Consider the following 25,330-nt stretch of genomic DNA (forward strand, 5'->3'; position numbering starts at 1 on the left):
CGGGCAGGGCGGCGGCCAAGCCGGCGGGACGAGCGGCGGCGCCGGCCGCAGCCAGGTTTGGGCGGCCGGCTCCTCGACCGTCTTCCCGTTCGCGACCCGGGTCGCCGAGACGGTGGCCCGAACCACCGGGGGCGCGGCCGCCAAGGTCGAGAGCCTGGGCACCGGCGGCGGAATCAAGCTGTTCTGCAGCGGCACAGGCGCGGGCTTCCCCGACATCGCCACCGCCTCGCGGGCGATGAAGAAGTCGGAGTGGGACGCCTGTCAGTCTGCCGGCGTCACCGAGATCGTCGAGCTCAAGATCGGCTATGACGGCATCGTTCTGGCCAACGCCAAGGCCTCGCCGACCTTCACGATCACGCGCGAGCAGATCTACCGGGCTTTGGCCGCCGAACTGCCGCAGGGCGCAGGCTTCGCGGCCAACGCCGCTGGCGCCTGGGCCGCGGCCTCGCCCGGGCTGCCCGATCAGCGCATCCTCGTCTACGGCCCGCCGCCGACCTCCGGCACGCGCGACGCCTTCGTCGAACTGGCGATGGAGAAGGGCGCGGAGAAGCTGCCGGCCATGGCGGCGCTGAAGAAGTCCGACGAGAACGGCTTCAAGGAGCGGTCCCACACCCTGCGCCGCGACGGCGCCTGGGTCGACGCCGGCGAGAACGACAACGCCATCGTTCAGACCCTGGAGAAGACCCCGAACGCCCTGGGCGTCTTCGGTTACTCGTTCCTCGAGAACAACATGGACCGGGTCAAGGCCGCGACGGTCGAAGGCGTGGCGCCGTCGTTCGAGACGATCTCCAGCGGCGCCTATCCACTGTCGCGCTCGCTCTACATCTACGTCAAGAAGGCCAACATCGGCGTGACACCGGGCTTGCGCGAATACGTCAACGCCTTCGTTTCTGACGCGGCCGCTGGACGCGGCGGCTACCTGCAGCAGCGCGGCCTGATCGCCCTGCCCCCGGCCGAACACGACGCGCAGAAGGCGGCGGCTCAGGCGCTGACGCCGATGCCGGCCCCGAAGGGCTGAAGGGTCAGCCGCGAGCAAACTCGGTTTCGATTCGCACCTTCACCTCGTCGCCGACGCCGATGTCCGACCCGGGCGCCGGCACGCCGATGGCCATGCCGAACTCGGAGCGCTTCACCACCCCTTGGGCGGAGAAGCCGATGCGGTCGGCGCCGGGGTCGACGGCGCCCTTGGGGTAGCCGCCGTTGTAGCGGACCTCCAGGACGATCGGACGGGTGACGCCGCGTAGCGTCAGGTCGCCGGTCACCCGTGCCGTGCGGGCGCCGGTCGGCTCGACCCGGCTCGAGCGGAAGCGGATTGTCGGGTGAGCGGCGGCGTTGAACCAGACCGGCCCCATCAGCTCATCATGGAACCCTGCGGGCGGGGCCGGCAGGTCGAGCGAGGCGACGGCCAGCTCGGCGCTGACGGTCATAGCCGCGGGGTTGGCAGGGTCGAACTTCAGCTCGCCCGACACCTTGTCGAAGCCGGCGGTGAAGTTGGTCAGTCCGATATGGCGCACCTCGAAGGTCACCGAAGTATGCGATGGATCGAGGGCGTAGACGCCGGCGGGCGTGGTGACGGGCGCGGCCGCCGGCGGTTGGGCCGTCTTCGGCGCAGCGGCCTCGGTGGTCTCCGGCGGCTTCGAGCAGGCCGCAAGGGCGGCGGCGACGGCGGCGGCGGCGAAAATTGGTCTCATGGTCGTCCCTATCAGGCGGCGCCGGCGCTGGGCGCGGCGTCCTCGATCAGCTTGTCGAGGTGCTTGCGGATGTGCGCCGCCTCGGCGGCGGTGTTGGCCAGGGCGATCGCCTGATCGAAGGCGACGCGGGCCTCACGCTCGCGGCCGAGCTGCAGCATCAGCGCGCCCTTGAAGCCAAAGAAGTGGAAATAGCCGGACAGTCGCTCGGCCAGCGGCTCGATCATCTCCAGCGCTGCTTCGGGGCCGCGCACCTTCATGACCGCCACAGCGCGGTTGAGGGTGACGACCGGCGAGGGCTGCATGCGCTCCAGGGCGCCGTAGAGCTGGTCGATCTGCGCCCAGTCGGTGTCTTCGGGTCTGCCGGCGCGGGCATGTAAGGCGGCGATGGCGGCCTGGGCCTGGTAGGGGCCGGGCCGGCCATGGCGCATGGCCTTGTCCATCAGGGCGAGGCCCTCGGCGATCAACTTGCCGTCCCACAGCGCGCGGTCCTGATCGTCGAGCAGGATGACCTCGCCGGCGGCGTCGAAGCGGGCGGCGGCGCGGGCGTGTTGGAGCAGCATCAGGGCAGCAAGACCCATGATCTCCGGTTCGGTCTGGAAGAGGCGCAGCAGCAGGCGGGCGAGGCGGATCGCTTCCTCGCAGAGCTGGGCCCGCTCCGGCGTGGCGCCGGCCGAATAGCCTTCGTTGAAGACGAGGTAGATCATCGCCGCGACGGCCCCGACGCGTTCGGCGCGCTCGATCGCGCCGGGGGTCTCGAACGGCACGTCGGCGGCGCCCACCACGCGCTTGGCCCGGGTGATCCGCTGCTCCATCGCCGCTTCTGAGACCAGGAAGGCGCGGGCGATCTGGCGGACGGTCAGGCCCGAGACGATCCGCAGGGCTAGCGCGATCTGCTGGCCGGCTGGCAGGTCGGGGTGGCAGCAGATGAACAGCAGCCGCAGGACGTCGTCGCGATAATCGGCGCCGTCCAGGCGGTCGGCCATCGGCGCCTCGACGTCATCGAGGTCGGATAGGCGGGCCTCGTCAGGCAGTTCCTGGTTGCGGGCGGCCTTGCGGACCCCGTCGAGGGCGGCGTTGCGGCCGACCATAATCAGCCAGGCGGCCGGGTCGCGCGGCGGGCCGTTAGCCGGCCAGGACTTCAGCGCCCGAAGGCAGGCCTCCTGGAACGCCTCCTCCGCGATGTCGAGGTCGCGGAAGTAGCGCAGCAGGGCGCCCATGGCCTGGGGCCGTGCGGCGGTGACGGCCGCTTCGATCCAGGCCGGGTCGAGGCTCATGCCGGCTCAGCGGCAATAGCGGCGGCGGGATTGAAGATGCCGACCGGGCGCAGCTCGTAGCAGCCGCCCGAGCCGTTGGCCTTGGCGAGGTCGCGGGCGATGTCGAGGGCCTCGTCCAGCGAGGCGACATCGACGATGTAGAAGCCGAGGAGCTGTTCCTTGGTCTCGGCGAACGGTCCGTCGATGACCAGTTCCTCACGGCCCTTGCGCAGGGTGGTGGCGGCGGTCGTCGGCAGGAGCCGGGCGACGGGGCCGAGCTTGCCCTGGCGGGCTAGGCCCTGCTGGACGACCATCAGCCGCTCCATGCAGGCGTCATCCTCGGCCTTGGTCCAGGCGCTGACGGCGGCTTCGTCGTTGTAGCAGAGGATGGCGTAGAGCATCGGGCGCGGCCTTTCTTCCCACCAGGACGGCCGACTATGCCCCGGCCCGACACCGGCGCGAGTTTTTTTGCGTCAGGCGGCGACGGCGGCGCCGTTGCGGAAGGCGCGCGGAGGCTGGCCGCAGCGCTTGGTGAACACGCGGGTGAAATAGGCCGGATCGTCGAAGCCGAGGTAGTAGGCGGCCTCGGCCACCGTCATGTTCGAATAGAGCATCAGCCGCTTGGCCTCGAGCAGCAGGCGGTCCTGGATGATGCGGCCTGGCGTGGCGCCGGCGATGCGCAGGCAGGCGCCGCGCAGCCGCTTGGCGTTCACGCCCAGGAGGTCGGCGTAGGCTTCGACCCGGGTCTGCTCGCGATAGCGGGCCTCGACTAGTTCGCGGAAGCGCGCGACCAGGGCGGCCGGCGCGCCGGCGCGGGGCGGCTCGACCTCCTCGGCGTGGTGTGTGAGGCGCAGGATCTCCACCGCGAGGGTGACGAGCAGGGCCTCGACCGCCGCCGCGTGGCCCGGGGCGGTCCAGCCGAGTTCGCGCGCCAGCCGCTCCAGAAGGCGCCCGAAGAGGTCGGCGTCTGGCGTCGGCAGCGGACGGGCCGCCGCGAAGGCCCGCTGCAGGGCCGGGTCGCGGCGCAGCAGGTCCTGCAGGTAGGCGTCGGAGATGGTCAGCACCGAGCCGTGGGTTTCTTCCAGAAAGCTGAACCCGTGGACGACGCCCGACGGCACGATCATCAGGCAGGGCGCCTGGAAGGCCTCCGTCTGGCCGTCGGCCCGCATCGTTCCACCCCCGGCGGCGATGACAAAGACGTGGCTGAGGTTGGAGTGAGCGTGGGGGCGAATGTTCCAGTTGGCCGGCCGCGTGCGGTCGTCCAGAGCCTCCAAGTGTAGATACCGGTCGCCGACCGCGCGCGGAGCTTCGCCATAGAGGAAGAAGCGGGGGATGAGGTCGCCGGCCATGGGCGATGCTTCTCACCGGCGGCCGGCGAGGGCAACCCCGCAGTGGGCGAAAAGTCCAAGTTTAGGGGCCGCCCATCCATCCAAAGCGCGGGCGCGGGGCCTATTGTAGCGGCGATAAGGGAGATGGCCGTGGCAGACAATCCGATCCCGACCCGCACCCAGGTCGCCATCGTCGGCGCCGGCCCCGCGGGCATGTTCCTGGCCCACCTGCTCCGCAAGGCCGGCATCGACGCCGTGGTGCTGGAGCGGAAGGATCGCGAGTACGTCGAGGGCCGGGTTCGGGCCGGCGTTGTCGAGCAGGTCGCCGTCGACCTGATGACCGAGCTCGGCCTCGACGCCCGGCTGCGCGCTGAAGGCCTCGTCCACACCGGCACCAACCTCGCCTACGACGGCGAGATCTTCCGCGTCGACATGGCCGAGCTGACCGGCGGCAAGACGGTCACCGTCTACGGCCAGCAGGAGGTGATGAAGGACCTCTTCGACGCCGCCGAGGACCGCGGCGTGCAGATCGTCTGGGACGCCGAGGACGTCGCCCTGCACGAGATCGCCGGATCCAAGCCCTACGTCACCTTCCGCAAGGACGGGGCCGAGCGCCGGCTCGACTGCGACTTCATCGCCGGCTGCGACGGCTATCACGGGGTCAGCCGGCCGAGCATTCCGGACGACGTCCTGCGCACCTTCGAGCGGGTCTATCCGTTCGGCTGGCTGGGCGTGCTGGCGGACGTGCCGCCTTGCGACCACGAGCTGATCTACTCGAACCACGAGAACGGCTTCGCCCTGGCCAGCATGCGTTCGCTGACCCGCAGCCGGTACTACATCCAATGTTCGCTCGACGATGAACTCGAGGCATGGCCGGACGACCGCTTCTGGGACGAACTGTGCCTGCGCCTGGGGCCGGCCGGCGCCAGGGTGACCCGCGGCCCGTCATTCGAAAAGAGCATCGCCCCGCTGCGCAGCTTCGTGACCGAGCCGATGCGCTACGGCGCCCTCTTCCTGTGCGGCGACGCCGCCCACATCGTCCCACCGACCGGCGCCAAGGGCATGAACCTGGCCGTCACCGACGTGACCATGCTGGCCGAGGGGCTGATCGACGTCTACCGCGCCGGCTCGGCCGCCGGCATCGACGGCTATTCGCAACGAGCGCTGGCCCGGGTCTGGAAGGCCGAGCGGTTCTCCTGGTGGTTCACCGGCCTGACCCACCGCTTCCCCACCATGGACGGCTTCGACCGCCGCATGCAGCTCGCCGAGCTGGCCTATATCCGCAGCTCGCGGGCGGCGCAGACGACGCTGGCTGAAAACTATGTCGGGCTCCCGCTCGCGAAGGCTTAGAAGGGACGTAGAAAGCCATGAAGATCGTTCTCGCCGGTCAAGGCGCCTTCGGGATCAAGCACCTCGAAGCGATCGCCAACATCCCCGACATCGAGGTCGTGAGCCTGGCCGGGGGCAGCGCCGACTCCACGCGCGACGTTGCCGAGCGGTTCAGGATTCCGCACTGGACCCAGGACCTCGGCGAGGCCCTCGCCCAGCCGGGCGTCGAGGCGGCGATCCTGGCCACTCCGACCCAGATGCACGCCGCTCAGGCGCTCCAGTGCCTGGAGGCCGGCAAGCATGTGCAGGTCGAGATCCCGATGGCCGACAACCTGGCCGACGCCGAGAAGATCACCGAAGCTGCGAAAACGAGCGGCCTGGTGGCGATGGCCGGCCACACTCGCCGGTTCAACCCCTCGCACCAGTACGTGCACAAGAAGATCCAGGCCGGCGAACTGGCGATCCAGCAGATGGACGTCCAGACCTACTTCTTCCGCCGCAAGAACCTGAACGCGCTCGGCCAGGCGCGCAGCTGGACCGACCATCTGCTGTGGCACCACGCGGCGCACACGGTGGACCTGTTCGCCTACCAGACCGGGGAGGAGATCGTCGTCGCCCGCGCCGTCCAGGGACCGATCCACCCGGAGCTGGGGATCGCCATGGACATGTCGATCCAGATGAAGACCAAGTCCGGCGCGATCTGCACGCTCAGCCTGTCGTTCAACAACGACGGGCCGCTGGGGACCTTCTTCCGCTACATCTGCGACAACGGCACCTACATCGCCCGCTACGACGACCTGGTGGACGGCAAGGAACAGCCGATCGACGTCTCCACGGTCGACGTGTCGATGAACGGCATCGAGCTGCAGGACCGCGAGTTCTTCGCCGCCATCCGCGAGGGCCGTGAGCCGAACGCCTCGTTCGCCCAGGTGCTGCCCGCCTACCGCGCCCTCGACGTCATCGAAAAGAGCCTGCTCTAGGAGCGTCCGCATGCGCACCCGTCGCCTCGGTCCCTTCGCGGTCTCGGCCGTCGGCCTGGGCTGCATGAGCCTGAGCCACGCCTACGGCGCGCCGCCGCCGGCGGACGAGGGGGCGCGCCTGCTGAACCGCGCCCTCGACCTGGGCTACACCTTCCTCGACACCGCCGCGCTCTACGGGTTCGGCGCCAACGAGACCCTGGTCGGCGATGCGCTGGCGGGGCGGCGGGGCGAATACGTCCTGGCGTCCAAGTGCGGCATGTTCAAGGGCGCCGACGGCAAGCGTGAGATCGACGGGCGGCCGGAGACACTGAAGCGCACCTGCGAGGACAGCCTGCGCCGCCTGAAGACCGAGGTCATCGACCTCTATTACCTACACCGCTGGGACCGGGACGTGCCCATCGAGGACAGCGTCGGCGCGCTGGCTGACCTGGTCGCCGAGGGCAAGGTGCGGACCCTGGGCCTGTCGGAAGTCTCGGCCGACACCCTCCGCCGCGCGCACGCCGTCCATCCGATTGCCGCCGTGCAGAGCGAGTATTCGCTGTGGACCCGCAATCCCGAGGTGGCGGTGCTGGACGCCTGCCGTGAACTGGGCACGGCCTTCGTGGCGTTCAGCCCGCTGGCGCGCGGCTTCCTGGCCGGGGGGGTGATGGACGCCGCCGCCCTGCCGCATGGGGACATCCGCACCTTCATGCCGCGTTTCCAGGGCGCGGCGTTCGCCCACAACCGGGCCCTACTGAACGGCTTCATCGCCGCGGCGCGCGAGGCCGGCTGCACGCCGGCCCAGGCGGCGCTGGCCTGGGTGCTGTCGCGGGGCGAGGACGTGATCCCGATCCCCGGCACCACGCGCCTCGACCACCTGGAAGAGAACGCCGGGGCCGACGCTGTGACGCTGGACGCCGCCACGCTGGCGAAGCTGGACGAGCTGATCAATCCGCGGACCGTCGAAGGTCCGCGCTACAACGCCGCGACCCAGGCGGAAATCGACACCGAGGAGCTGCCCGCATGAGCCTGTGCGTCCGCAACATCAAACGCGCCGAGAGCGCCGTCGTCGACGCGCTCGGCAAGTACGGCGTCGCAACCGTGCACGAGGCGCAGGGCCGCAAGGGCCTGCTGGCGTCCTATATGCGGCCGATCTACCGCCCCGCGTCGATCTCCGGCTCGGCCGTGACCTGCCAGGTTTCCCCCGGTGACAACTGGATGATCCACGTCGCGGTCGAGCAGTGCAATCCCGGCGACGTGCTGGTGGTGGCGCCGTCCAGCCCCTGCGAGGACGGCTTCTTCGGCGACCTGCTGGCGACCTCGCTGATGGCGCACGGCGTGCGCGGCCTGATCATGGACGCCGGCGTCCGCGACGTGGCGGTGCTGACGGAAATGGGCTTCCCCGTGTGGTCGAAGGCGATCTTCGCCCAGGGCACAATCAAGGAGACGGTCGGCAACGTGAACCTGCCGCTGGTCTGCGCCGGCGCCCTGGTCAATCCGGGCGATGTGATCGTGGCCGACGACGACGGGGTCTGCGTAGTCCGCCGCGAGGAGGCGGCCGACGTCGCTGAGCAGGCGCGAAAGCGCGAAGAGAACGAGGGCGATAAGCGCGCCCGCCTGCAGGCCGGCGAGCTCGGTCTCGACATCTACAAGATGCGCGAGCGTCTGGCGGAGAAGGGCTTGCGCTGGGTGGACGAAGCGCCGTGAACCAGCGGGCGATCCCCTGCACGGTGATGCGCGGCGGGACCTCCAAGGGTCTCTATTTCCGCCTCGAGGACCTGCCCGCCGACGTCGCGGCGCGCGATGCGGTGCTGCTCGCCGCCATGGGATCGCCGGACCCGCGCCAGATCGACGGCATGGGCGGCGCCCATCCACTCACCAGCAAGATCGCGGTGGTCGGCCCGTCGACACATCCCGACGCCGACGTCGACTACCTGTTCCTGCAGGCGGTGGTGGACGAGGCGCGGATCGACGCGGGCCAGAACTGCGGCAACCTGCTGGCCGGGGTCGGCCCGTTCGCGATCGAGGAAGGCCTGGTCGCGGCCAGGGACGGCGTGACCGAGGTCCGCATCAACATGCTCAACACCAGGAGCCTGGCGGTGGCGGCCATCGAGACCCCCGGCGGTCAGGTTCGCTATGACGGCGAGGCGCGGATCGACGGCGTGCCGGGGACGGCGGCGCCGATCCCGATCGATTTCCTGGACGTCGCCGGATCAAGTTGCGGCGCGTTGCTCCCGACGGGATCGGCGCGGGATGTCGTCGACGGGATCGAGCTGACCGCCATCGACAACGGCATGCCGGTCGTTGTGATGCGCGCCGCCGACTTCGGCAAGACCGGCTATGAGACGCCGGAAGAACTCGAGGCCGACGCCGAGCTGAAGGGCCGCGTCGAGGCCATCCGCCTGCAGATCGGCCCGCGCATGAGCCTCGGCGACGTCGCAAAGAAGACGGTGCCGAAGATGTGCCTGATCGCACCCGCCCAGCACGGCGGCGCGGTGTGCACCCGCAACTTCATTCCGCACCGGGTGCACGAGGCGATCGGCGTGTTCGGCGCGGTCAGCGTCGCCACCGCCTGCGTCCTGCCGGGCTCGGTGGCCGAGGGGATCGCCATGGTCGCCGACACCGCGTCCATCGAGGTCGAGCATCCGACCGGCTTCTTCACCGTCGCCATGGATGTGGCGATGGAAGGGGATGGGTTGAAGGTCCGACGCGCGGCGCTGCTGCGCACCGCTCGCCGGCTGATGCGCGGCGAGGTCTATGTGCCGGCCGCCGTGTGGGCGGGCTGATGAGCACCCTGCCGCGCATCGCCCTGATCGGCTTCGGCGAGGTCGGGCAGACACTGGCCGAGGATTTGGCGGGGAAGGCCGAGATCGCGGTTTGGGACCTGCTGTTGGCCGATGCGGGGTCGGGGCCGAGCCGAGCGCTGTCGCGGCTTGAGGTGCGGGCCGGCTCGAGCGCGGCGGACGCGGTGCGCGGGGCCGGACTGGTGATCAGCGCGGTGACGGCGGCGCGGGACCTGGAGGCCGCGCAGTCGGCGGGCGAGGGGATGGCGAAGGACGCCTTTTTCCTCGACCTCAACTCCTGCTCGCCGAGCCAGAAGATCGCCTCGGCCGAGGCGATCCACGCCGCCGGCGGCCGCTATGTCGAGGCCGCGGTGATGAGTCCGATCCATCCAAAGCGGATCGCAGCGCCGATGCTGCTGGGCGGGCCGCACATCGATGAGTTCCTGACGTTCGCCGAAGGCCTCGGCTTCGCGGGAGCAGAGGCCTATTCCGAAGTCGTCGGTAGGGCCGCGGCGACCAAGCTCTGCCGCTCGGTAATGATCAAGGGGATCGAGGCGCTGTTGACGGAGAGCCTGCTGGCGGCGCGCCACTACGGCGTCGAGCGGGTGGTGCTGGACAGCCTGTCGAACCTCCTGCCGCTGCCGGACTGGAACGGCACGGCTCATTACATGATCTCCCGCGCCTTGGAGCACGGAGCCCGCCGGGCCGAGGAAATGCGCGAGGCCGCCCGCACCGTCGCCGAGGCAGGCCTGCCGCCGACCATGAGCCAGGCGATCGGCGAGCGGCAGGACTGGGCCGCGCATTACAGGGGCGCGATCTCCGACGACCTCGCCGCCATGCTCGACGCCATCAATTCAGACCTTTGGGGACGCCCGTGATCATCGATTGCCACGGCCACTACACCACCGCGCCCGCGCCGCACGACGACTGGCGCGAGGCCCAGAAGGCCGCCTTCAAGGCCGGCGGCGACGTCGATCCGGCCTATCCGGACATCTCGGACGACGAAATTCGCGAGACGATCGAGAAGAACCAGCTGCGCCTGATCAAGGAACGGGGCGCCGACTTCACCATCTTCTCGCCGCGCGCCTCGACCATGGCCCACCACGTCGGCGACGAGGCGGTCAGCAAGGCGTGGACGCGCCGCTGCAACGACCTGATCAAGCGGGTGGTCGACCTGTTCCCCGAGACCTTCGCCGGGGTCTGCCAGCTGCCGCAGTCGCCGGGCGTGTCGATCGAGAACTCAATCGCCGAGCTCGAGCGCTGTGTGAACGAACTCGGCTTCATCGGCTGCAACCTGAACCCGGACCCGTCGGGCGGCCATTGGACCAGCGACCCGCTGACGGCGCGCTCCTGGTATCCGTTCTTCGAAAAGATGGTCGAGCTGGACGTGCCGGCCATGGTCCACGTCTCGGGCTCCTGCAACCACAACTTCCACGCCACCGGCGCGCACTACATCAACGCCGACACCACGGCCTTCATGCAGTTTCTTGAGGGCGACCTGTTCAAGGACTTCCCGACGCTGCGGTTCATCATCCCGCACGGCGGCGGCGCGGTCCCCTACCACTGGGGCCGCTACCGGGGGCTGGCCGACATGCTCAAGAAGCCGGCGCTGCGCGACCACGTGATGCGAAACGTGTTCTTCGATACCTGCGTCTATCACCAGCCGGGGATCGACCTGCTGTTCAAGGTGATCGACGTCGACAACATCCTGTTCGGCTCGGAGATGGTCGGGGCTGTGCGCGGCATCGATCCGGAGACGGGCAACTACTTCGACGACACCAAGCGCTACGTCGACGCCCTGCCGATCTCGGCCGAGGACAAGGCCAAGGTGTTCGAGGGTAATGCGCGGCGCGTCTATCCGCGGCTCGATGCCATCTTGAAGGGGCAGGGCCGATGAGCGAGCAGGGCCCCGCCTTCGTCATGGATTTCGGCTGGCGGGTCTGGCACCCGTCGCCGGCCAAGCCGCGCTTCACGCCGCCGCCGGGCGCGGTGGACGCCCACTGCCACGTGTTCGGCCCGGGCGACGTCTTCCCCTATGCGCCGAGCCGCAAGTACACGCCGTGCGACGGGACCAAGGAGGACCTGTTCCGCCTGCGCGACTATCTCGGCTTTACGCGCAATGTCATCGTCCAGGCGACCTGCCACGGCGCCGACAACCGCGCCCTGCTCGACGCCATCGCCCATTCGGACGGCCGGGCCCGCGGCGTGGCGACGGTCAAGCGCGACGTCACCGACGAGGAGCTGCGCCGTCTGCACAAGGGCGGGGTGCGCGGCGTGCGCTTCAACTTCGTCAAGCGGCTGGTCGATCGCCTGCCGGGCGCCGAGTTGCAGGAGATCGCCGCGCGGATCGCGCCGCTCGGCTGGCACATCGTGATCTATTTCGAGGCGGCGGAGCTCGAGGAGCTCTCCGACTTCTTCCTCGCCCTGCCGGCCCCGCTGGTCGTCGACCACATGGGCACGCCGGACGTGGCGCAGGGGGCCGACAGCCCGCTGTTCGACCGCTTCATGGCCTTCATGGCCGCCCGCGAGGACATCTGGTGCAAGGTGACCTGCCCCGAACGGCTGTCGAAGGAAGGCCCGCCGCATTATTCGGACGTCATCCCCTTCGGACGGCGCGTGGTCGAGGCGTTCCCGGACCGGGTGCTGTGGGGCACCGACTGGCCGCACCCGAATATGAAGACCCACACCCCGGACGAGGGGCAGCTGGTCGACTTCATCCCCCACATCGCCCCGACGGCCGAGCTGCAGCGCAAGCTCCTCGTCGATAACCCCATGCGCCTCTACTGGGCGGATTGATATGACCGAAAAGCCCTATCACGACATTCCCGGCACGGTGCTGTTCGACGCCGAGCAGAGCCGTGCGGGCTTCCACCTCAATCAGTTCTGCATGTCGCTGATGAAGGCCGAGAACCGCGCGGCGTTCAAAGCCGACGAGCGCGCCTATCTCGACAAATGGCCGATGACCGAGAGCCAGAAACAGGCGGTGCTGGACCGCGACTGGAACGGCATGATCGCTCAGGGTGGGAACATCTATTTCACCTCGAAGATCGCGGCGACCGACGGCCTGTCGTTCCAGCAGATCGCTGCGATCATGAGCGGCGTCACCCAGCCGGAATACGCCGAGATGATGCTGAAGGGCGGCCGCTCCATCGAGGGCAACCGCTCCAAGAAGGAGCAAGGCTGATGGCTCACATCACCGCAGGCGTCGCCACCAGCCATGTCCCCGCCATCGGCGCCGCGCTGGATAACGGCAAGGCCGGCGAGCCGTACTGGCAGCCGGTGTTCGCCGGCTATGAGGCCTCCAAGAGGTGGATCGCCGAGGAGAAGCCGGACGTCGTCATCCTGGTCTACAACGACCATGCCTCGGCGTTCTCGCTGGAGCTGATACCGACCTTCGCCATCGGCTGTGCGGACGAATTCCAGCCGGCCGACGAGGGGTGGGGGCCGCGGCCCGTCCCGGTGGTGAAGGGGCATCCGGCCCTCGCCTGGCATCTGGCCGAGAAGCTGATCCAGGACGACTTCGACATGACCATCGTCAACAGGATGGACGTCGACCACGGCCTGACCGTGCCGCTGTCGCTGCTGTTCGGCCAGCCCGCCGAGTGGCCGTGTCAGGTGATCCCGCTGGCGGTGAACGTGGTGCAGTATCCGCCGCCGAGCGGCAACCGCTGTTACAACCTTGGCAAGGCGATCCGCAGGGCGGTGGAAAGCTTCCCCGAGGACCTGAAGGTGGTGGTGTTCGGCACCGGCGGCATGAGCCACCAGCTTCAGGGGCCGCGGGCCGGCCTGATCAACCGCGAGTTCGACAACGCCTTCCTCGACCGGCTGATCGACGACCCGGCCGGCCAGGCGGCCGTGCCCCATCTCGACTACGTGCGCGAGGCGGGGTCCGAGGGCATCGAACTCGTCATGTGGCTGATCATGCGCGGTGCGTTGGACGAGAAGGTGACGGTCGCCCACCGCTTTTATCACGTGCCTGCGTCGAACACGGCGGTCGGCCATCTGGTGCTGGAGAACGCCCTCGGCTGAGCCATTCCGGGCTCTGGCCTAGTTTCTCCGAAACTGTATAGAATGCTTACAAAGGCGCTCAAGCTTTGGTCGCCTGACAGGTCGGGGAGGCGCGTTTTGACACAGACGCAAAAGGGCCATGCGAGCGCAGGGCTGATCGTACTCATCTGCTTCTTCATCGCCGCGCTTGAAGGCTACGACATCCAGGCGTTCGGGGTTTCGGTCTCGAAGCTGGCTCCGGAGTTCGGCCTCAACCCCTCGCAGATCGGCCACGCGGCCAGCGCGGCGATGATCGGCCTGGTGCTCGGCGCCATCGGTGGGGGCTGGCTCGCCGACCGTGTTGGCCGCAAGCCGGTGCTGCTCGGCTCGGTCGCGGCGTTCGGGGTGTTCTCGGTGATCACCGCCCTGACCCACGACTTCAACCACATGCTGCTAGCCCGGCTGATCACCGGCCTAGGCTTCGGCGGCGCCATGCCCAACCTGATTGCCGTGGCCACCGAGATCAGCCCGCCGAACCGGCGCGCGGCGACGGTGACCACCATGTTCTGCGGCATGCCGGCCGGCGGCGCCTGCGTCGCCCTGCTGGCTCGGTTCGCGCCGGAGCTCGACTGGCGGACGATCTTCATGATCGGCGGCGTGCTGCCGATCCTGCTGCTGCCGGTGATCTTCTTCTTCCTGCCCGAGACCCGCCCCGAACAGGACAAGAGCCTGGAGCGCGGCATGATGCGCACTCTGTTCGGCGAGGGTCGGGGGCTTAGCACCGTGCTGCTGTGGCTGGCCTTTGTGCTGACACTGATCGTGCTCTACCTGCTGCTGAACTGGCTCCCGACCCTGGTCATCGACAAGGGCCTGACCGCCGCCGACGGCGCCGCCGCCTCGCTAGCGTTCAACCTGACCAGCATCGCCGGCGCCCTGATGCTCGGCTTCTTCGTCGACCGCGCGGGCTTCCGCTGGCCGCTGGTCATCACCTACGCCCTGCTGGCGGTGGTGATGCTCGGCCTCGGCCAGGCGGTCGGGCTGAGCCCGGTGCTGATCCTGTCGGGTCTCGCCGGCTTCCTGGTCCTGGGGGCCCAGTATTCGCTCTACGCCGTCGCGCCGGCCCTCTATCCGCCGCATGTCCGCGCGGCCGGCGCCGGGGCGGCGGTCGGCATCGGCCGCCTCGGCTCGATCGCCGGGCCGTTGATCGCCGGCGACCTGCGTCAGGCGGGTTACAGCGCCGACCAAGTGCTGATGTTCATGGCGCCGGTCGTTGTCGTCGCCGGCGTGGCGATCCTGCTGCTCGGCGCCCTGAACCGCCAACGCGCCGACTGACGCGCAAGGAAAAAGGCCCGGCGGCTTCGTGACCGCCGGGCCCTCGACTTTCCTAGATCGGTCAGCCGCGCGGCGCGATGCGCAGGATGCGGCCTTCCGGGTTGTCGGTAGCGACGTAGATCGCCCCGTCCGGGCCGACGGTGACGTCGCGAATGCGCTCGCCAACCTCCTCCAGCAGGCGCTCCTCGCCCACCACGCGCTCGCCGTTGAGGGTCAGGCGCACGAGCCGCTGGACGCCCATGCCGCCGACGAACACGCTGCCCTTCCAGGCCGGGAACAGACTCGCCTGATAGAAGATCATGCCGGACGGGGCGATCACCGGATCCCAGTAGTAGAGCGGCTGTTCCGTGCCCGGGGCCTGGGTCGCGCCCGTGCCGATGATTTTGCCGCTGTACTCGACACCGTAGGCGGCGGTCGGCCAGCCGTAGTCCCGGCCTTTGCGGGCGATGTTGATCTCATCGCCGCCGTTGGCGCCATGCTCGATCTCCCACAGCTCGCCGGTCGCCGGGTTGATCGCCGCGGCCTGGACGTTGCGGTGGCCGATCGACCAGATCTCAGGCAGGGCGCCCTGCTTGCCGACGTACGGATTGTCGGCCGGGATCGAGCCGTCGGGATTGAGCCGCACGACCTTGCCCAGGGCCATGGCCGGGTTGCGGGCCTGGGCGCGGCCGGTCTCGACGGAACGCTCGCCGGTGGTGACGAACAGCTTGCCGTCCGGCGCGAAGGCCAGGCGCGAGCCATAGTGCATGTCCGATTCCCAGCTCGGCTGCTGGCGCCAGATCACCTGCACGTTCTCGAGGCGTGGCGCCTGGCCGGCGGCGGTGACGAGCTTGCCGCGACCGACGGCGGTGTTGGTCTTGCCGCCTGGCGCGGTCTGGGCGAACGACCAGTAGATCAGGCCGCTGGTGGCGTAGTCGGGTGCGACCGCCACGTCGAGGAGGCCGCCCTGGCCGCGGGTGTCGACTTTCGGCAGGCCGGTGATCGGGGCGGAGAGCTGGCCGTTCTGGAACAGTCGCAGGCGGCCGGGCTTCTCGCTGATCAAGAGGGCGCCGCCGGGCAGGAACTCGATGCCCCAGGGGCTCTCGATGCCAGTGACGTAGTCGCTGACCTGGTAGACGACGTTGAGCTTCTGCTCGGGCGCGCGGGTCTGGCCGGCGAAGGCGGGCTGCTGGTTCTTGGCGTTGGGCGGTCCGGTCTGGACCGGTGGGCCGCTGGGGACGGCCGGGGTGCTGGCGGGAGCCTCCGCCGCGGCGGTCTTCCTCTCGCTGCTGTTGCAGGCGGCGAGGGCGAGCGCGAGCGCGGTGGTCAGGAACAGCTTCTGCATCAGGGTCTCCCGGCGACGGCTTGGAGGGCCTCCGACGGCGAGGCGCCCTCCAGGTGGATCAACGCCCAGACGGCGAAGAAGAGCAACGGCCAGCGGTCCCGTCCGGCGGCGAAAGCCTCGGCCGCATCCGGCCGCAGGGCGCGCAACGTCGCGACCCCCGCCAGCCGCGGCGCGATGTCGGCGGCGCGCGGAGCGATCCAGGCCTCGACGGGCACGGTGAAGCCCTGTTTGCGGGCCCAGGGCGCGGCGGCGGGACAGGCGCGCTCCAGCCAGCGGCGCAGCAGCCACTTGCCGTAGCGGCCGCGGACCTTGAACCGGTCGGGCAGGGTGAAGGCGAAATCGGCGACGGCGGGATCGAGGAACGGCGTGCGGCCCTCCAGCCCATGAGCCATCAGGCAGCGGTCGAGCTTGAGCAGCAGGTCGTTCGGCAGCCAGGTCGCGACGTCGGCCCATTGCGCCCGCTGCAGCCGGGTCAGGCCGGCGGGCGGCCCGGCTTCAGCGCGCCAGCTTGCAAGGGCGGCGGCGCTCGCCCCGCGCGGCTCGGCCGGCCGGCCGCCCAACCAGGCGGGTCGCAGCGCGCGGCGATATCGGCCGTAGCCCCCGAACAGCTCGTCGCCGCCTTCGCCGGTCAAGACCACGGTGAGATCGGCCCGCGCCGCCTCGGCGAGCTTCCAGGTCGGCAGGACGGCGTAGTCGGCGGTGGGATCGTCGAGGGCCCAGGCGGCCTCGGGCAACACCCGCCAGAAGTCGGCCTCGCCGAACCGGGTCTCGCGCCAGTCGAGGTCGAGGGCCCGGGCCACGCGCTCGGCCTGGGCGCGCTCGTCGGCGGCGCCTTCGGCGTCGAAGCCGCAGGTGAAGGCGGTCACCGGCCGGGGGTTGAGGCGCGACATCACGGTGGCCACAGCCGCGGAATCGACGCCGCCGGACAGGAACAAGCCGTAGGGGACGTCGGAGCGCTGATGGACGCCGACGCTGTCCTCCAGCACCGCGTCGAGCTGAGCCAACAGGACCGCCTCGTCGCCGCGCGACGCGGCGCGGCGGGCGGGCAGGGCGGGCGTCCGCGTCTCGCTGACAACCCGGCCGTCGCACACCTCCAGCACCTCGCCGGGCGCGAGGCGGCGCAGGCCCTGGAAGGTGGCGCGGGTCCCGAGCGTGTAGTTCAAGCCGAGCAGCTCGTCGGCCGCCTGCCGGTCGACCTGCGGCGTCAGCAGGCCGGCGGCGAAGAAGGCGCGCGGTTCGGAGGCGAAGGCAAGGCCGGCGTCATGTTCAAGCAGATAGAGCGGTTTGATTCCGAACGGATCGCGCGTCAGCCAGGTGCGACCATCGCCCCCGACCAGGCAGAAAGCGTACATGCCGCGCAGGCGTCCGAAGGCGGCCGGGCCCTCGCGTGCGTAAAGGTGCAGCAGCGGCTCGAAGTCCGATCCGGTGGCGAGCGCGCCCGCCAGCCCGTGATCGCGCGTCAGTTCCCGGTAGTTGTAGATCTCGCCGTTGCCGACGACCGTCGCGCCGGCGGCGCTGAGCGGCTGCCAGCCGCATTCGAGGTCGATGATCGAGAGACGCGCATGCGCCAGAGCCGCCCCGGGGGCCGCGCCGAGCCGCACGCCGTCCGGGCCACGGTGCTGGAGCGCGGCGATCATCGCCGGCGCCGCCGCGCCGCGACCGAGCTCGCCGGCGATGCCGCACATCAGGAAAGTCCGTGGTCGGCGAACAACGTCCGCCAGGCCCCGACCACGGCGGCGGGCGAGAACTGGCCCTCAACCCGCGCCTGCCCGCGGTGGGCCAGGCCGGCGCGCAGCAATGGCTCGGCCAGGGCCCGGCGAATGGCGGCGGCGAGGGCCGGGGCGTCATCGATCGGGACCAGCAGGCCGTCATCGCCGTCGCGGATCAGGCTGGCTGGCCCCTTGCTGGCGGCGGCCACGACCGGCAGGCCGTGGGCCCAGGCCTGGATCACCACATTTCCAAGCGGCTCGTAGCGGGAGGGGAAGACGCAGAGATCGGCAGCGCGATAGAGCGCCGAGGCGTCGGTGCGCCAGCCGAGGAAGCGCACGCGGTTGTGGACCCCGAGGCCGTGGGCCAGGCTCTTCAGCTTGTCTTCCAAGGGTCCGGCGCCGGCGACCCACAGCCAGGCGTCAGGGACCTCGGTCAGCGCCTGCAGGGTGACGTCGTGCGCCTTGGCGTCGTGCAAGCGGCCCATCGACAGGAGCAGGGGGACGCCCTCCGGGGTGTCAAGACTGGCGCGGGCGACGGGGGCGGCGTCCGGCGGCGCGGCCGCGAAGTTCGGGATGTAGCTGACCTTGCCGGCCGGCCAGCCCTGGCCGACGACCCAGTCTGCGATGTCCTCGGTGTTGGCCACCAGATGGTCGAAGCCGCGGTAGTACTTGAGCTTGTAGTAGCCGCCGAGCCGGCCGATCCGCGCCCAAGGCCCGGCCGGGGTATGGCGCGCCGCACGGTTCATCCAGGCGAGGGCGACGCGGGTCCCCTGCCGTCGGGCAAAAGCGGCGGCGCGGGCCTTGGTCAAGGGATCGAGCAGGCCGCCGAACGGCAGGGGCTCCACCGCCACGCCGGCGCCCTGCAGGGCGGCCTGACGGGTCGGGTTCGGCCGGATGGCGCAGGCCTGGGAAACGCCGTGCTGGGCCAGGGCGCGGACGAGGTCGACGAAGTAGGTTTCGGCCCCGCCTTCGCCCGCCGTTCCGAGGAGATGGAGCACGCTCATCGCCGGCGAACGTAGCGGCTGAAAGGCGAACGCCCAAGCCGCTTGAAGCGTCGGTGCGCAGCCCCTATAAACCGCGCCTCGCGCGCCCCGGCGCGCGGACCCGTGGCTGGGTAGCTCAGATGGTTAGAGCGGTGGATTCATAACCCACAGGTCGGCGGTTCGATCCCGCCCCCAGCTACCACTCTTGCAGACCGAGCGCACGCAGGGTGCTCTGTCAGCAGACTCTGAAGCGTGCCCTCGATGGTGATCTCGATCTCACCACCGCGCTCCTGGGAAAGCGGTGTGATAATCACTCTGTCCACCAACCCACGCACTGCATCCTTCAGACGGCGCTCGGCCTCGGTGTCGCCTCGGGCTGCGTCAGGGAGGTTTGCTTCCAGTTGGGCCACCATCGCGGCATAGCGCTTCGCTGCAGTTGGGTGGAAGACGATGGGCTCCGGTTTGGCTTCCGCGTTGGCGAGTTGGCCCTCTAGGTCGAGCTTTTCACTCTCCAATGCGCTGAGCTTCTGCTTAAGAGCATCGCTCGCCATGCCTTCAAGGATAGCCTCGACCGCCCGCGAGATGCGCCGCTCGACCTCGCCGAGCCTCCGGACCAATGGGGCTTTGAGGGTGGCAAGGTTGGCCAGCCGCTCTCTCGCGGCCCGGGCGTACTCCTGAAGAAAGGCCTCCGTCGCTTCGGGCGAGAGCATCTGCTCTCGCAGACCTTCGAGAATTCGCTTCTCCACCTTGGCCCGGTTCGGCGTGCGTCGGTTGGTGCAGCCGTGACCTTCCTTCTTGCTGAGGCAGATGACCGCCCTGCGCTTCGCTCCGCAATGGAACTGTGCGATCTCACCGGGGCGAAGCTCTGCATCGCGAAGCTCGACCGCCTTTCGCGCAGCGTTCACTTCCTCAGCGGCTTGGTTGAGCGTGGCGTCGATTTCGTCGCCCTCGATATGCCCGATGGGACAAGACCGACTTCACACACGAGGAGCGTGTGTCTGAAGACGGCTCGGACTTCTTCCTCGACTACCTGATCACGACCGCCCAGACGTCGCTCCTTATCGAAGCAAAGCGCGCTCAGATCGACTTCTCGAAACTTCCGCAGTCCCGGCGGGCCGCCTTGAAGGGCTCTTGGGTTAAGGGCGACCTGAAGAAGGCCATTCTTCAGGCGCGCGATTACGGGCGGAAGCGGGGCGTTGGCTTCTGCGCCGTGACGAATGGCGACGCTTGGGTCGTTTTTCCGGTGAACCGGCGAGACTTGGTGAGCTTCGAAGACACCTTCGCCGTCATCTTCTCGGACGCGGAACAAGCACTCTCATCCGATTTCGATGAGTTCTATGGTCTCCTCTCTCGTGAGGCGGTGATCGATGGCTCGCTCGAACAGGGACTGTTAGAGGCGGCGGCGAATTGTGATGCGGGTCTGTTGTTGCCGTAGCGCCCCCAGCAACCACTCTTGCAGACCGAGCGCACGCAGGGTGCTCTGTCAGCAGACTCTGACGCGTGCCCTCGATCTCACCACCGCGGTCCTGGCAAAGCGATGTGATACGGCGCGGCCGCGGTGGCCAAGCCCTTCTCCCTCAGGCGGACGGCTTCCTCGACGGCGATCTCGTGAAAGGGTTCATCGCCTCTGAGGCTTTCGCCAGATAGATGTTTGCGAAGGTCGAAGTTGCAGGCTCAGGTCGCGGGTAGCGCGTAGCCTCTCATCCGTTCGCGGATCAGCTTCTTGTCGATCTTGCCCGTCGCGCCTAGCGGGATGTCGTCCACGAACAGCACCTCGTCAGGCACCCACCATTTGGCGATCCGGCCTCGGAGATGAGCGAGGAATTCATCCTTGGACGCCGTTTCGCCCTCCTTGAGTTTCACCAGGAGGAGCGGGCGCTCGTCCCATTTCGGGTGAGCGACGCCGATGACGGCGCATAGCGCGGCCTTGGGGTGTCCGACCGCGATGTTCTCGATTTCGATCGAACTGATCCACTCGCCACCGGACTTGATGACGTCCTTTGCCCGATCCGTAATGTGCATGAATCCGTGTTCGTCGATGGTCGCCACGTCCCCGGTGTCGAAGAAACCTTCTTCGTCCAGGATCGTCGTGTTCTCAGCCTTGAAGTATCCCCGCGCGATATACGGGCCCATGACCTTGAGCTTGCCGAACGTCTTTCCGTCATGGGGCAGCCGTCGGCCGTCATCATCGGCGAGTTTCATATCGACGCTGAGCGGGGGACGCCCCTGTTTCAGCCTGTAGCGAAGCTGGTCCTCGTCCGACATGGCGGCGATCGTGCCGTTCGGCGTCGCGATCGTCCCTAGCGGCGAGGTCTCAGTCATCCCCCAGGCGTGGACGACCTCGACGCCGTAATCGTCCCGGAAGGCGCGCATGATCCCTTCCGGCACCGCCGAGCCCCCAATGACGACCCGCTTAAGCGTGCTCAATGTCCCACCGGAGCCGCGTAGATGGGCGAGCAGCATCTGCCAGACCGTCGGTACGGCTGCCGAGAAGGTGACGCCTTCAGTTTCCAAGAGTTCGTGGATGGATTCGCCGTCGAGCTTCGGACCCGGCATGACGAGCTTCGCGCCGACCGCGGGCGCTGAGAAGGCGATGCCCCAGGCATTGGCGTGGAACATCGGGACAACCGGGAGGACAACGTCGCGCGCTCCGATGCCGAAGACGTCGGCGCTCAGCGAGGCCCACGTGTGGAGGAAGTTGGAGCGATGGGAGTAGAGCACCCCCTTCGGGTCTCCCGTGGTGCCGGATGTGTAGCAGAGGCCTGCGGCGGCGTTCTCGTCAAAGCCGCCCCACTCAATGTCGGTGGAGTGGGCGGCCACAAGGGTCTCGTAGCAGAGCGCGCCGGGAATCTCGACGCCGCGCATTCCCGCCTCATCCGTCATAACGACGATATGTTCGACGGTCGGCAGCCGATCTCGAAGCTGGGCAAGAAGGTCGACGAACGTCAGGTCGACGAGGATAATCCGATCTTCCGCGTGGTTGATGATCCCGCAGAGTTGTCCGGCAAAAAGGCGCGGATTTAGGGTGTGGCAGACCGCCCCTATGCCCATGATCCCATACCAGGCTTCGATATGCCGTTGGGTGTTCCAGGCGAGCGTCCCGATCCGATCCCCCGGGCAAATTCCGAGGGCGACCAGCGCATTCGAGACCTGCTTTGCGCGGGAATGCACCTGCGCATAGTTCGTCCGGACGACGGGGCCTTCCACGGACCGCGTCACGATCTCCTGGTCGCCGTGCCAGCGTTTGGCGTGATCGAGGATGCGGTCGAGTGTGAGCGGCCAATCCTGCATCAGGCCCACAATACCCTGCGACATGCCAATTCCTCCGCTTGCCGGGACAAGGTTCTAATCAGGCCGCGGGACCTATTCCGCAACCCGGCGACCATTCCGGCTTCTAGGGCGACGCATAGCCGCGAGCCCGCCGGAGAAGCAACCGAATGTTTGTTTGGTTTCTCTATCCTAGTGACCTTCTGACATTGCAGCGCAGCCTCGCAGCGTGCAGAAACACCACAGCGGATTGCCGCCCCAATTCTCCTTGAAGGCTCTTCGTGAAGGCACAGACCAAAGAGCGGCGACGCCCGAAGTCCGCGTTAGCAGACCGCAGACCGAAACTCGTCCTTTTTACCCACCTTATGGGCGACCGTCGGAGGGACATTCTCCTTGCCGCCGCCGAGCTGTTCGCGCGTAAGGGCTTTACCGCCACCTCTATGCGGGACATCGCAGAGGTCGTCGGCCTGACAGGGGGATCGCTCTACCACCACACCAAGTCCAAGGAAGAGCTCTTCCTCGAGGTGCATGGCGAAGCCCTTCGGGTTGCTGGCCGACACCTTCGTGAAGCCGCAGCGACGGAGACGGACCCGTGGCTCAAGCTGCGCGCCATCTGTCGCGCGCACCTGGACATCCAGCTCGACCCCGAGTCACTGACGGTTCCCCTGATGGGCGACCTCGCGTTCGTATCGCCTGACCTTCACAGAATGCTGGTGGCTCAGCGCGATGCATTTGAAGAGTATTTCCGGGATCTAGTCACGTCTCTCCCGATGAAACCGTCGGTGGATCGAAATATATTTCGACTGAGCGTCCTAACTCTGCTGAATAACGCCGTTACATGGTACCGCAAAGGGCGTCTCGCTCCTGTCGAAGTGGCCGATCAAATCTTCGAGATATTCTACCAGTCGGCAGAATCCAGCAGCTAAGCCGCACAGGGGGCGTCAGCCCACGGTGTTCACTCTCCCATAACACTTTCCGCGTTTCCGGCCGTGCCGACCTCTCACGCGAAGGCTGGCGGGACTGCGTTGAATTTGAGAGTTGACCAAACAGTCGTTTGGTTTCTTATTCCCACGTCCACCGCCTAGCGGTGCTGAACGAACGATAAACGGGGGAACAAGATGATCCGGCACACGCGCATGTTGGCTCTTTTGAACGCGACGGCTGTAGGAGCGGTCGCTCTGGCTGCCGCCGGCGCAGCTTCGGCGCAAGTCTCAGGCTCTTCAGATGCAGGCGTTCTCGAAGAAGTCATCGTCACGGCGACGCGGACCGACCAGGCGCTCAGCCGCGTCCCGATCAGCGTGGCGGCCTATACGCAAGAAGCGCTCGACGATCGCGGCATCCGGCGGGTGGACGATATCACCCGGGTGACCCCGGGGGTGAACTTCTCGCGCTCTACGTTCGGTCTACAGACCCAGATCTCGATCCGGGGGATTTCGTCGACCGCCGGCACCTCGACCACCGGCATCTATCTCGACGACACGCCGATCCAGGTCCGGACCATCGGCAACAGCTCGGGCAATGCCTATCCCGCGGTGTTCGACCTCGAGCGGGTGGAAATCCTCCGCGGTCCGCAGGGCACGCTGTTCGGCGCCGGTTCGCAAGGGGGCACGGTTCGCTTCATTTCGCCGTTGCCGAGCCTGACGGACTACTCCGTCTATGGCCGTGCAGAAATTGCGGCCACCAAGAGCGGCGCAGCTTCCTACGAATTCGGCGCGGCGATGGGCGGTCCAATCGTCACGGATAAGATTGGCTTCCGCGTCAGCGCCTATGCGCGGCGGGACGGTGGCTTCGTGGATCGGATTGCCTACCCGACGGAGATCAATAACTCCGCCAACAGCAACTGGGTCGACACCAAGGTTGTGCGAGCGGCTCTGACCTTTGCACCGGACGAGCGGCTGCGGATCACCCCCTCCGTCTACTATCAGAACCTCTTCTCCCACGACTCTTCCGCAGCTTGGCTGCGCGTGGGTGATCGCCAGCTGTCCAATCCGGGAAGCGGTGATTATCGCAGCGGCACGCGAGTCGCGGGCCAGAACGAGGATTGGTTCGTGTTGCCCGCGATCAAGACTCAGCTCGATCTGGGCGCGGTTTCGATTGTCTCCGACACCTCGTACTTCTTCCGTACCGAAGATGGCGTGTACGACTACACCGCCTATATGAACAACACCTTCGGCGGCGGACGTGATCCGACGGGCGTCCTGTCGATCCCCGGCTACTTCGATCTCGGCTTGCTCGGGAATAAGCAGAACAATTGGACCCAGGAAGTCCGGATTAGTTCTACCGATCGTGAGGCTCGCCTCACGTGGGTCGTGGGCGGCTTCTATTCCGAAGCGCGCCAGAGCTCGTTCCAGATCCTCCAGGACCCCTATTTCCACGAGGTCCTTCGTCGACCTGTGGAACAAGCGTATGGCCGGCCTTACCTACCCGGGGGCGTCGTCTACACCGACACCTTCGTCACCCTCGACAAGCAAATCGCCCTCTTCGGCGAGGCGAACCTGCGGGTCATCGACGGGCTGACGCTCACCGCCGGTCTGCGCTATTCCAAGAACGAGCTCGAATATCGAACCACCCGGAACGGTCCGACCCAAGGCGGCCCTGGCGCTGACCAAGGAACGCAAGAGGCCAAGCCGCTCACGCCGAAGTTCACGATTTCCTATGAACTCGACGACCGGAACCTCGTCTACGCGACGGCTGCAAAGGGCTTCCGCCTCGGCGGGGTGAACCGCGGGTTCCCGACCGTCGGGGCCGCGTGCATCAGCGGCCTGGCCTCCATCGGCTACTCCGGCGGGGCTCCGCGGACGTTCGAGAGCGATAGCGTCTGGAGCTACGAAATCGGCTCGAAGAACCGTTTCGCGGACGACCGTCTTCGCGTCGCGACCAGCGTCTACCAGATCGACTGGAAGAACATCATCCGCTCGGTCGGCGTCCCGGGTTGCGGGTTCTCCTTCTTCGCCAATCTTGGCGAAGCCCGGAGCCGCGGCTTCGATGTCGCGGCTGACTTCGTCCCGGTCTCCGGCCTGACCCTGACCGCGCAGGTCGGTTACAACGACGTCGAGTTCACCAAGTCCATTCGTGTGACCGGGGCTACCTCCGACATTGTCACCAAGGGCCATACCCTGGGCGGTAACCCCTGGTCGGTGTCGTTGTCGGCTCAATACGAATTCGTTGGACCGGGCGATCTCGACTCCTACGTCCGCGCGGACTTCGACTATCGCCAGGCGAACGATGGCCTAACGGCCCAGACGGATCCCCGGAACTCGGCCTACAACCTTCGCAACGTTCTCTATCGCGATCCCGATACGAAGTTCCTCAATCTGCGCGCCGGCGTGAAGCGGGACGGCCTCGACATGTCGGTGTTCGTGAAGAATGCGACCGACTCGACGCC

General features: G+C 68.0%; 24 protein-coding genes and 1 tRNA gene. 17 read left to right on the plus strand and 8 right to left on the minus strand.

Going from position 1 to position 25,330, the window contains the following annotated elements; translation table 11 throughout:
* On the plus strand, positions 1-1,018 hold a 1,018-nt coding region (locus ACILRF_RS05600), incomplete at its 5' end, for a substrate-binding domain-containing protein (protein ID WP_395671290.1).
* 4 nt (positions 1,019-1,022) lie between these two features.
* Here the strand turns inward: ACILRF_RS05600 and ACILRF_RS05605 are convergent.
* From ACILRF_RS05605 to ACILRF_RS05620, 4 genes are all read right to left on the minus strand, one after another.
* A complete protein-coding gene (locus ACILRF_RS05605; RefSeq protein WP_395671291.1) occupies positions 1,023-1,691 on the minus strand; it encodes a YceI family protein in 669 nt (222 codons plus the stop codon).
* Between the two features lie 11 nt (positions 1,692-1,702).
* Positions 1,703-2,965, minus strand: coding sequence for an RNA polymerase sigma factor (locus ACILRF_RS05610; protein WP_395671292.1), 1,263 nt, complete (start codon positions 2,963-2,965; stop codon positions 1,703-1,705).
* Positions 2,962-3,345, minus strand: coding sequence for a YciI family protein (locus ACILRF_RS05615; protein WP_395671293.1), 384 nt, complete (start codon positions 3,343-3,345; stop codon positions 2,962-2,964). Before ACILRF_RS05615 ends, ACILRF_RS05610 begins: the two co-directional genes overlap by 4 nt.
* Before the next feature lie 72 nt (positions 3,346-3,417).
* Positions 3,418-4,293 carry a helix-turn-helix domain-containing protein gene (locus ACILRF_RS05620; protein ID WP_395671294.1) on the minus strand — a complete coding sequence of 292 codons (876 nt, stop codon included), beginning with the start codon at positions 4,291-4,293 and terminating at the stop codon, positions 3,418-3,420.
* Positions 4,294-4,422: 129 nt separating this feature from the next.
* On the opposite strand from ACILRF_RS05620, the gene pobA reads away from it, so the two are divergent.
* From pobA to ACILRF_RS05675, 11 genes are all read left to right on the plus strand, one after another.
* A complete protein-coding gene (pobA, locus tag ACILRF_RS05625; protein ID WP_395671295.1) occupies positions 4,423-5,622 on the plus strand; it encodes a 4-hydroxybenzoate 3-monooxygenase in 1,200 nt (399 codons plus the stop codon).
* A gap of 17 nt (positions 5,623-5,639) precedes the next feature.
* The gene (locus ACILRF_RS05630; protein ID WP_395671296.1) at positions 5,640-6,581 is read left to right on the plus strand and encodes a Gfo/Idh/MocA family oxidoreductase; all 942 of its coding nucleotides are present in this window, start codon (positions 5,640-5,642) and stop codon (positions 6,579-6,581) included.
* 10 nt (positions 6,582-6,591) lie between these two features.
* Positions 6,592-7,587, plus strand: coding sequence for an aldo/keto reductase (locus tag ACILRF_RS05635; RefSeq protein WP_395671297.1), 996 nt, complete (start codon positions 6,592-6,594; stop codon positions 7,585-7,587).
* On the plus strand, positions 7,584-8,267 hold the full coding sequence (locus ACILRF_RS05640) for a 4-carboxy-4-hydroxy-2-oxoadipate aldolase/oxaloacetate decarboxylase (protein ID WP_395671298.1): 684 nt from the start codon (positions 7,584-7,586) through the stop codon (positions 8,265-8,267). Before ACILRF_RS05635 ends, ACILRF_RS05640 begins: the two co-directional genes overlap by 4 nt.
* Positions 8,264-9,346 carry a 4-oxalomesaconate tautomerase gene (locus ACILRF_RS05645; protein ID WP_395671299.1) on the plus strand — a complete coding sequence of 361 codons (1,083 nt, stop codon included), beginning with the start codon at positions 8,264-8,266 and terminating at the stop codon, positions 9,344-9,346. The genes ACILRF_RS05640 and ACILRF_RS05645 overlap by 4 nt, the downstream gene beginning before the upstream one ends.
* Positions 9,346-10,221, plus strand: coding sequence for a DUF1932 domain-containing protein (locus tag ACILRF_RS05650; protein ID WP_395671300.1), 876 nt, complete (start codon positions 9,346-9,348; stop codon positions 10,219-10,221). The genes ACILRF_RS05645 and ACILRF_RS05650 overlap by 1 nt, the downstream gene beginning before the upstream one ends.
* Entirely contained in the window at positions 10,218-11,240 is a 1,023-nt protein-coding gene (locus tag ACILRF_RS05655) for an amidohydrolase family protein (protein WP_395671301.1), read from the plus strand. The genes ACILRF_RS05650 and ACILRF_RS05655 overlap by 4 nt, the downstream gene beginning before the upstream one ends.
* Positions 11,237-12,139, plus strand: a complete 903-nt coding sequence (locus ACILRF_RS05660; RefSeq protein ID WP_395671302.1) for an amidohydrolase family protein — start codon at positions 11,237-11,239, stop codon at positions 12,137-12,139. The genes ACILRF_RS05655 and ACILRF_RS05660 overlap by 4 nt, the downstream gene beginning before the upstream one ends.
* A 1-nt stretch (position 12,140) precedes the next feature.
* A complete protein-coding gene (gene ligA, locus ACILRF_RS05665; RefSeq protein ID WP_395671303.1) occupies positions 12,141-12,527 on the plus strand; it encodes a protocatechuate 4,5-dioxygenase subunit alpha in 387 nt (128 codons plus the stop codon).
* On the plus strand, positions 12,527-13,372 hold the full coding sequence (locus ACILRF_RS05670) for a class III extradiol dioxygenase subunit beta (protein ID WP_395671304.1): 846 nt from the start codon (positions 12,527-12,529) through the stop codon (positions 13,370-13,372). The genes ligA and ACILRF_RS05670 overlap by 1 nt, the downstream gene beginning before the upstream one ends.
* A 96-nt stretch (positions 13,373-13,468) precedes the next feature.
* Positions 13,469-14,662: an MFS transporter gene (locus ACILRF_RS05675; protein ID WP_395671305.1), complete on the plus strand. Its 1,194-nt coding sequence runs from the start codon at positions 13,469-13,471 to the stop codon at positions 14,660-14,662.
* Between the two features lie 61 nt (positions 14,663-14,723).
* Here the strand turns inward: ACILRF_RS05675 and ACILRF_RS05680 are convergent, their stop codons facing one another.
* From ACILRF_RS05680 to ACILRF_RS05690, 3 genes are read right to left on the minus strand one after another with little or no spacing between them, the layout of a single operon-like run.
* Positions 14,724-15,986 carry a PQQ-dependent sugar dehydrogenase gene (locus ACILRF_RS05680; RefSeq protein ID WP_395671306.1) on the minus strand — a complete coding sequence of 421 codons (1,263 nt, stop codon included), beginning with the start codon at positions 15,984-15,986 and terminating at the stop codon, positions 14,724-14,726.
* Positions 15,986-17,671, minus strand: coding sequence for an asparagine synthase (glutamine-hydrolyzing) (gene asnB / locus ACILRF_RS05685; protein WP_395671307.1), 1,686 nt, complete (start codon positions 17,669-17,671; stop codon positions 15,986-15,988). The genes ACILRF_RS05680 and asnB overlap by 1 nt, the downstream gene beginning before the upstream one ends.
* Positions 17,671-18,699, minus strand: coding sequence for a glycosyltransferase (locus ACILRF_RS05690; RefSeq protein ID WP_395671308.1), 1,029 nt, complete (start codon positions 18,697-18,699; stop codon positions 17,671-17,673). Before ACILRF_RS05690 ends, asnB begins: the two co-directional genes overlap by 1 nt.
* A gap of 104 nt (positions 18,700-18,803) precedes the next feature.
* On the opposite strand from ACILRF_RS05690, the gene ACILRF_RS05695 reads away from it, so the two are divergent.
* The 3 genes from ACILRF_RS05695 to ACILRF_RS05705 all read left to right on the plus strand — a co-directional run bounded on the left by ACILRF_RS05695 (position 18,804) and on the right by ACILRF_RS05705 (position 20,113).
* Positions 18,804-18,880, plus strand: a tRNA-Met gene (locus ACILRF_RS05695).
* Positions 18,881-19,460: 580 nt separating this feature from the next.
* On the plus strand, positions 19,461-19,712 hold the full coding sequence (locus tag ACILRF_RS05700; RefSeq protein ID WP_395671309.1) for a recombinase family protein: 252 nt from the start codon (positions 19,461-19,463) through the stop codon (positions 19,710-19,712).
* Entirely contained in the window at positions 19,673-20,113 is a 441-nt protein-coding gene (locus ACILRF_RS05705) for a hypothetical protein (RefSeq protein WP_395671310.1), read from the plus strand. The genes ACILRF_RS05700 and ACILRF_RS05705 overlap by 40 nt, the downstream gene beginning before the upstream one ends.
* A gap of 239 nt (positions 20,114-20,352) precedes the next feature.
* On the opposite strand, the gene ACILRF_RS05710 is transcribed toward ACILRF_RS05705, so the two are convergent.
* Positions 20,353-21,981, minus strand: a complete 1,629-nt coding sequence (locus tag ACILRF_RS05710; protein WP_395671313.1) for a long-chain-fatty-acid--CoA ligase — start codon at positions 21,979-21,981, stop codon at positions 20,353-20,355.
* Between the two features lie 245 nt (positions 21,982-22,226).
* On the opposite strand from ACILRF_RS05710, the gene ACILRF_RS05715 reads away from it, so the two are divergent.
* Positions 22,227-22,871 carry a TetR/AcrR family transcriptional regulator gene (locus tag ACILRF_RS05715; protein WP_395671311.1) on the plus strand — a complete coding sequence of 215 codons (645 nt, stop codon included), beginning with the start codon at positions 22,227-22,229 and terminating at the stop codon, positions 22,869-22,871.
* 192 nt (positions 22,872-23,063) lie between these two features.
* On the plus strand, positions 23,064-25,330 hold a 2,267-nt coding region (locus ACILRF_RS05720), incomplete at its 3' end, for a TonB-dependent receptor (RefSeq protein ID WP_395671312.1).

It is taken from the genome of Phenylobacterium sp. (assembly GCF_044236515.1).
In the GTDB taxonomy this organism is placed as follows: domain Bacteria; phylum Pseudomonadota; class Alphaproteobacteria; order Caulobacterales; family Caulobacteraceae; genus Phenylobacterium.